Origin of the sequence: Micromonospora sp. WMMD980, assembly GCF_029626035.1 — a bacterium.
Taxonomy (GTDB): domain Bacteria; phylum Actinomycetota; class Actinomycetes; order Mycobacteriales; family Micromonosporaceae; genus Micromonospora.
This window is the reverse complement of the sequence record NZ_JARUBE010000003.1, coordinates 3,271,005-3,277,074: the sequence shown is the minus strand read 5'-3', so window position 1 is coordinate 3,277,074 and position 6,070 is coordinate 3,271,005. Positions and strand designations below refer to the sequence as shown.

Sequence of the window (6,070 nt, the reverse complement as noted above, 5' to 3'; positions counted from 1 at the left end):
CGCCTTCCCTGCCTGTTCGCAGTGCTCAGAAGGGGTTTCGTTGACAGGGCGATCTTCGATCGATTAGCGTCACGATCAATCCTGACGCGGGCCCACCGGGCCGAGAGCGGGCACCCGTCGTCCGGGGTGGACCATGCCGACCCGTCATTGATTCGACAATTGCGCCGGTGGGTCGGCCCCGCGTCGGAAATCCGCTCCGCCGCGCCCCGGTCCCCGTTTCCCGGTTTCTGTCGACATTCTCCGCCCGACCGGTCACCTGAACGTCTCCTAAGCCCACTCGGCGCGCCGCGGTCGGCGTCTCCGGCCCGCCGATGTCCCTTTCGTCCGCCGCCACCGGCCAGCATCCGGGCGTGGTGGGCGAATGAACGGTCAGGAGGGCCACCCGATCGGCGGACCGGGACCGCCGTGTGGCCGAAATTGATGACGAGCGGTCGATAACCCGTGCGGCGACGTATCGCGAGAAGTCCTTGCCTCCTACGGTGACGTCCGGCACGCGGACGGGAGGAGTCGGGAGCCACCCGAGGGGGCCGTCCGGGCGGATCAGGGAGAGTTGTCTCGATGCGAGTTTGGAGTCGCGCGGTCGCGGTGCTCGCCGCCGGCGCGGTCGTCGTCGCGGGGGTGCCGGCGCTCGCCGCGACCGTCACCGTCGCGGATGCCGGCGCCACCGGACGCACCGGCGTACGGGCCACCGGAAGCAGCGCCGCGCTCGGCGCGGCGCGGACGGTCGCCACCAGGGCGCTGGCCACGCCGGGGGACACCCGGCTGGTGCCCGCCACGCCCCGCACCGACACGCCACGGATCACCGACGGCGGGATCACCGACATCGAGGTGATCGGCAACCGCGTCTTCGTCGCCGGCACCTTCACGTCGATCACGAACGTCGGTGGCACCGCCGTCGCGCAGCGTTCGCTCGCGGCGTACAACCTGGACACCGGGAAGGTGGACACCGGCTTCCGGCCCAACATCGACGGCGCGGTGGCCGCCGTCGAGGCGTCGCCCGACGGGTCGTCGCTCTACATCACGGGCTCGTTCAACACGATCAACGGGGTCACCAAGCGCAAGATCGCCCGGCTCAACCCGACCACCGGCGCGCCGGTCGCCGCGTTCACCGCGAACGCGAGCGCGCGGGGGACCGCGCTGGCGGTGAGCCCCACCGCGGTCTACGTCGGCGGTCAGTTCAGCACCGTCAACGGCGTCGCCCGCAGCGGCCTGGCCGCGCTCAACCCGACCACCGGCGCGGTCGACACCGCGTTCAACCTGCCGCTCACCGGCGGCATCGGGGTCGGCGGCCTGCTCACCGTGCAGCAGCTCAAGCTCACCCACGACCGCAGCAAGCTGCTGGTGGTGCACACCGGCCGTCAGATCGCCGGGCAGGACCGCTACGGGGTGGCGCTGATCGGCACCGCCAGCAAGGCGCTGCTGCCGTGGCGGACCCGGCTGTGGGAGGACAACCTCTCCTTCGTCGGCGGCATCCAGCGCGTCTTCGCCGGCGACATCGCGCCGGACGACTCATACTTCGTGGTCACCAGCGGCTCGGGCGGCGACCGCCCGCCGATCAACGACACCGCGATCGCCTACCCGCTTACCGGGAACGACCACGTCGAGCCGCTCTGGATCTCCCGACACTTCGACAGCATCTACTCGGTCGCCATCACCGCCACCGCCGTCTACGTCGGCGGTCACTTCAGCTGGCAGGAGTCGCCCACCTCGAACGTGCCCTGGCCCGGCCTGGACAACGTCGGCTACGGCACCGGCCAGGGGCTCAGCGGCTACGGCCTCGGCGACCAGGTGGTCCGCCGCGACCACCTCGGCGCGCTGGACCCGGTCACCGGCACCGCGCTGGAGTGGAACCCCGGCTCCGACTCGTACGAGGGGGAGAAGGCGATGCTGGCCACCTCGCGCGGCCTGCTCGTCGGCGGCGACGGCAACGTCAAGGGCGGGAAGAACACCGGCCGGGTGGCCTTCTTCGACCTGTCCACCCTGCCCGCGCCGTCGTCGCTGGACACCACGGTCACCACCCCGATCGAGGGCGCGGTGAAGCCGGCCGGCGAGACGTTCGACCTCGCCGGGCAAGGGCTCGCGCCGGCCGGCGTGGCCCGCGTGCAGGTGGAGGTCATGAACCGCAACACCGGTCGCTATCTCCAGGCCGACCTGAAGACCTGGGGCGACTTCAAGGGCATCAACGCCACGCTCGCCGCGCCGAACGCCACCTCCACCGCCTGGACCCTGCCGGTGTCCCTGCCGGCCGGCGTCTACCAGATCCAGGCCAAGACGTTCGGCCGGGACGGCGCCGGCGACACCACCAAGGCGGTCAAGAAGATCGAGGCGTTCCGCTTCGACGACCTGCCGCCGTCGACCCGGATCACCGCGCCGGCCGCCGGGCTGCTGGCCACGAAGAGTTTCGTGGCCACCGGCACCGCCACCGACGACAACGGCGTCAGCGCGATGATCTACTCGTTCCGCACCCCGGACAACCGCTACCTCCAGGACGACGGCAGCGTCGCGGCGGTCTACCACACCTTCCGGGGCGAGCCGGACGTGATCGGCGCGACGTCCACCACCTGGCAGTACGAGGTGACGCTGCCGACCGAGGGGCAGTGGAAGATGAGCGCCACCGCGGTCGACACGACCGGGCAGAGCGATCTGCGCAGCGACGACCGGGACTGGACCGTCTCGGCGAACGGCGTCCCGCCGACCGTGGCCATCACCGCCCCGGTGGCGATGACCCCGCCGACCGCCGCCGCGCCGCTGACGGTCGCGCCGGGCACCCGGGTCACGTTCGCCGGCACGGCCCGCGACGAGGACGCCCTGAAGTCGGTCGAGATCTACCTGCGCAACAACACCACCCGCGAGGCGCTGGCGGCGGACGGCACCTGGGGGAGCGACTCGGTGGCCGCGTACCACCGGATCTCGCCGCTCAACCTGGACGCCGCGACGTTCGACTGGTCGTTCACCACAGTGCCGCTCACCCCCGGCGTCTACGACTTCCGGGTACGCGCCACCGACCGGCTCGACCTGACCACCGCCACCGGCGACCTGGGCCGGCTCACCGTCACCGCCCAGGTGCCCGGCGACGCCTTCCCGAACGGTCTGCTCACCTTCACCGGCACCGACCAGAACGTCGACCGGCTGCACCTGGACCTGGCCGGCACCGCGACCGACGACAAGGGCGTCCGGGCCGTCCGGGTGGCGCTGCGCGACCTGGACACCGGCCGGTACGTGCAGCCGGGCGGCACGATGGCCGCCGCGTTCGCCACCGTCGACGCGACGCTCGCCGACCCGGACGCCACCTCCACGGCGTTCACGCTCGCGATCGACCTGCCCACGAAGGGCACGTACAGCGTCGAGGCGTGGGCCGTGGACACCGCCGGCCAGCAGGACGGGTCGACCGCCGGCGCCACCGCGAAGTACCTCGTCTACCCCGGTGACCTCGACCCGACGCTGGAGCCGGGCATCACGCCGGCCGAGGGCGAGGCGTACACGGGCGGTCGGATCGTGGTCTCCGGCCGTGCCGTGGACGACGTCGGGATGCAGCGGGTGGAGCTGCAGATCACCAACAGCGCCGGACAGGGGATGAACGCGGCCGGCACGTTCGGCCGGGCCGGCACCTGGATCGCGACGTTCCTCACCAGCCCGGGCTCACCGGGGTCGAACTTCGCGTACACGTCACCGGCCGTCCCGGCCGGCACCTACTCGGTGACGATCCGCGGGATGGACAACCACGGGCAGTACCAGCAGCCGCCCCGTACCGTTTCGGTGACCGTCACCGGCTGAGCCGGTCGGCCCGCGGGCCGGTCCGCGTCGGTTCCTCCGGCGCCGGGCCGGCCCGCGGCCGTCAGGGGCGGACCAGCCGCGTCCCGGCGGCCTGCGGGTCAGCCGCACCGTCGCGGCGCGCATCCCCGTATCCGCACCCGCCGTCCGGCGGTGGTGAGAAGGGCAAGGACCAGGGCGCAAGTTGCGGGAAAGCGGCCGAAATAGATTGATGCCGACAAATCTTGGCGCGTGTTTGCCCGGTAGCGCACGGTAAGGAAGGTGGTCGGTAGCGCAGGAGGTGGTCATGCGGTTGAATCCGTTCGCGGGAGCGTATCTCACCGACCCGGCGGGCGTCTGGGCCCGGCTGCTGGAGAGCGGCGGCGGGGTTCACCACGACGAGGAACTCGGGCTGTGGCTGATCACTCGACACGCCGACGTCCGGCGCGCGCTCGCCGACGCGCGGTCCTTCGGCAACGCCCTCACCCTGGCCCCGGTCTACGACGTCTGCCCGGAGGCGCTGGCCCTGGTCGTGCAGATCGACGCGCCGCCCACCACCGCCGCGGCCGATCCGCCGACACATCCGCGGACCCGCCGGGCGTTGCGGGTCACCTTCGCCAACACCCCGGAACGCGTCGAGCAGCGCTACGGCCGGCTCGTCCGCCGCCGGGTGGACGAGCTGGTGGCGCGGCTGGCCGCCCGGGCCGGCGCCGAGATCGACCTCGTCACCGAGTTCACCGCCGAGCTGCCGTTGCTGGTGCTGCTGGACATCCTCGGGGTGCCGGCGCGCGACGTGCCGCGGATCCGGGCCTGGGCGGACGGGCAGATCGCGCTGATCTGGGGGCGGCCGGACCCGGCCGAGCAGGTGCGGCTGGCCGGCGGGCTGCTGGAGTTCTGGCGCTACTGCCAGCATCTCGTCCGGCGCCGGCTCGACGGTGGCGGCGACGACTACGTCACCGAGCTGCTCGCGTACCGGCACGGCGACGACGAGGTCCTGACCGTCGCCGAGGTGTCGAGCATCGTGTTCAACCTGCTGGTCGCCGGGCACGAGACGACCGCCGGGCTGCTCGCCCACGCGCTGGAGCGGGCACTGTCCGAACCGGAGAGGTGGCGGTCGTTCGCCGAACGCCCGGAGCGGGTGCCGGCGTTCCTCACCGAGACGCTGCGCTTCGCGCCCGCGATCGACGGCTGGCTGCGGGTGACCAACCGGCCGGTCACGCTCGGCGGGGTCACCATCCCCGCCGGGGCGCGGTGCCTGCTGCTGATCGGCGCCGCCAACCGCGACCCGGCGGCCTTCCGTCACCCGGACCGCTTCGACCCGGACCGGTCGGACGCGCACGACCATCTCTCGTTCGGCCACGGACCCACACTTCTGCATCGGGGCGGCGCTGGCTCGGCTGGAGGCCGGCACCGCGCTGACCCGCCTCGCCGCGGCCCTGCCGGACCTGCGCCCGGCGCCCGGACAGCACCGCGCCTTCCGGCCCAACCTGGCGTTCCGCGCCCACCGGACGCTGCCGGTCACCGTCGCCGCGGCGGTGCCGTCCGGCCACGGACCGGCGGCGTGACGCGTGCCGACGGGGGTGCCGGGCGGTCGGGGCGGGCGGACACGCTACGCAGTCGCGTCTTCACACCCGCGCGCCGGTGGGTTAAGAATGACCCCCTGCGAACGCCCGGTAGTCACCCACCCTCGATCTCCTGCCGATGCCGGTCCGGCGTCGCGAAGGTGAGCACATGGATCGCACGCCCGCGTCGAACGCCGCCCCCTCCGCCGCCAGCCACCAGTTCCGTGTCGAGCTGCGCCGCTGGCGGACCCGGCGTGGCCTGACCCAGCGGGCGCTGGCCGAGCGGGTGCGGTTCAGCCGGGAGACGGTCGCCGCCGTCGAGTCCGGGCGGCGGTTCGGCAGCCAGGAGTTCGCCGTGCGCTGCGACGAGGTGCTCGCCACCGGCGGCCGGCTGTGCGAGCTGTGGCCGCGGGTCGCCGCGGAGCAGTTGGCGGCGGACGGGCGCCGGGGGCCCCGATTCGGCGAGCCGGCCCGGCCGGATCCCGCCGGCGCGCCCGCCGCGCGGCGCGACCCGCGCGACCCGCAGGCCGTGGTGGCGGCGATCGACGAGCTGCGGGAACTGATCGGCCAGGTGCTCGCGCAGCCCGAGCCCGACGGCCCGCCGCCGGCGGCCGACCGGCGCTGACCGGGCCCGGCGGTCGCGGGTCGGGGCGGTCACCCGCGCCGCCAACTCTGGGTACAGATGCTGGTACGGCCTGTTTGTACCACGGCCTGGTCTGGCCTCGACGCATGGCTTCCGGCGCAATGGGACGTGCAAT

Annotated in this window: 3 protein-coding genes; all 3 read left to right on the top strand. The window is 73.3% G+C overall.

Translation table 11 applies throughout. From position 1 onward, the window contains the following. The first annotated feature begins 558 nt into the window (after positions 1-558). Positions 559-3,774 (top strand): Ig-like domain-containing protein, encoded by a 3,216-nt coding sequence (locus O7618_RS15300; RefSeq protein ID WP_278106774.1) that lies wholly within the window; start codon positions 559-561, stop codon positions 3,772-3,774. Positions 3,775-4,057: 283 nt separating this feature from the next. Beyond that, a complete protein-coding gene (locus O7618_RS15295) occupies positions 4,058-5,575 on the top strand; it encodes a cytochrome P450 (RefSeq protein ID WP_278106773.1) in 1,518 nt (505 codons plus the stop codon). Then, the gene (locus O7618_RS15290; RefSeq protein WP_278106772.1) at positions 5,482-5,937 is read left to right on the top strand and encodes a helix-turn-helix transcriptional regulator; all 456 of its coding nucleotides are present in this window, start codon (positions 5,482-5,484) and stop codon (positions 5,935-5,937) included. The genes O7618_RS15295 and O7618_RS15290 overlap by 94 nt, the downstream gene beginning before the upstream one ends. Positions 5,938-6,070 lie beyond the last annotated feature (133 nt).

Excerpts from the sequence above, each read along its gene's own strand:
- O7618_RS15295 (WP_278106773.1), top strand. The coding sequence starts at position 4,058 with ATGCGGTTGAATCCGTTCGCGGGAGCGTATCTCACCGACCCGGCGGGC.
- O7618_RS15300 (WP_278106774.1), top strand. The coding sequence starts at position 559 with ATGCGAGTTTGGAGTCGCGCGGTCGCGGTGCTCGCCGCCGGCGCGGTC.
- O7618_RS15290 (WP_278106772.1), top strand. The coding sequence starts at position 5,482 with ATGGATCGCACGCCCGCGTCGAACGCCGCCCCCTCCGCCGCCAGCCAC.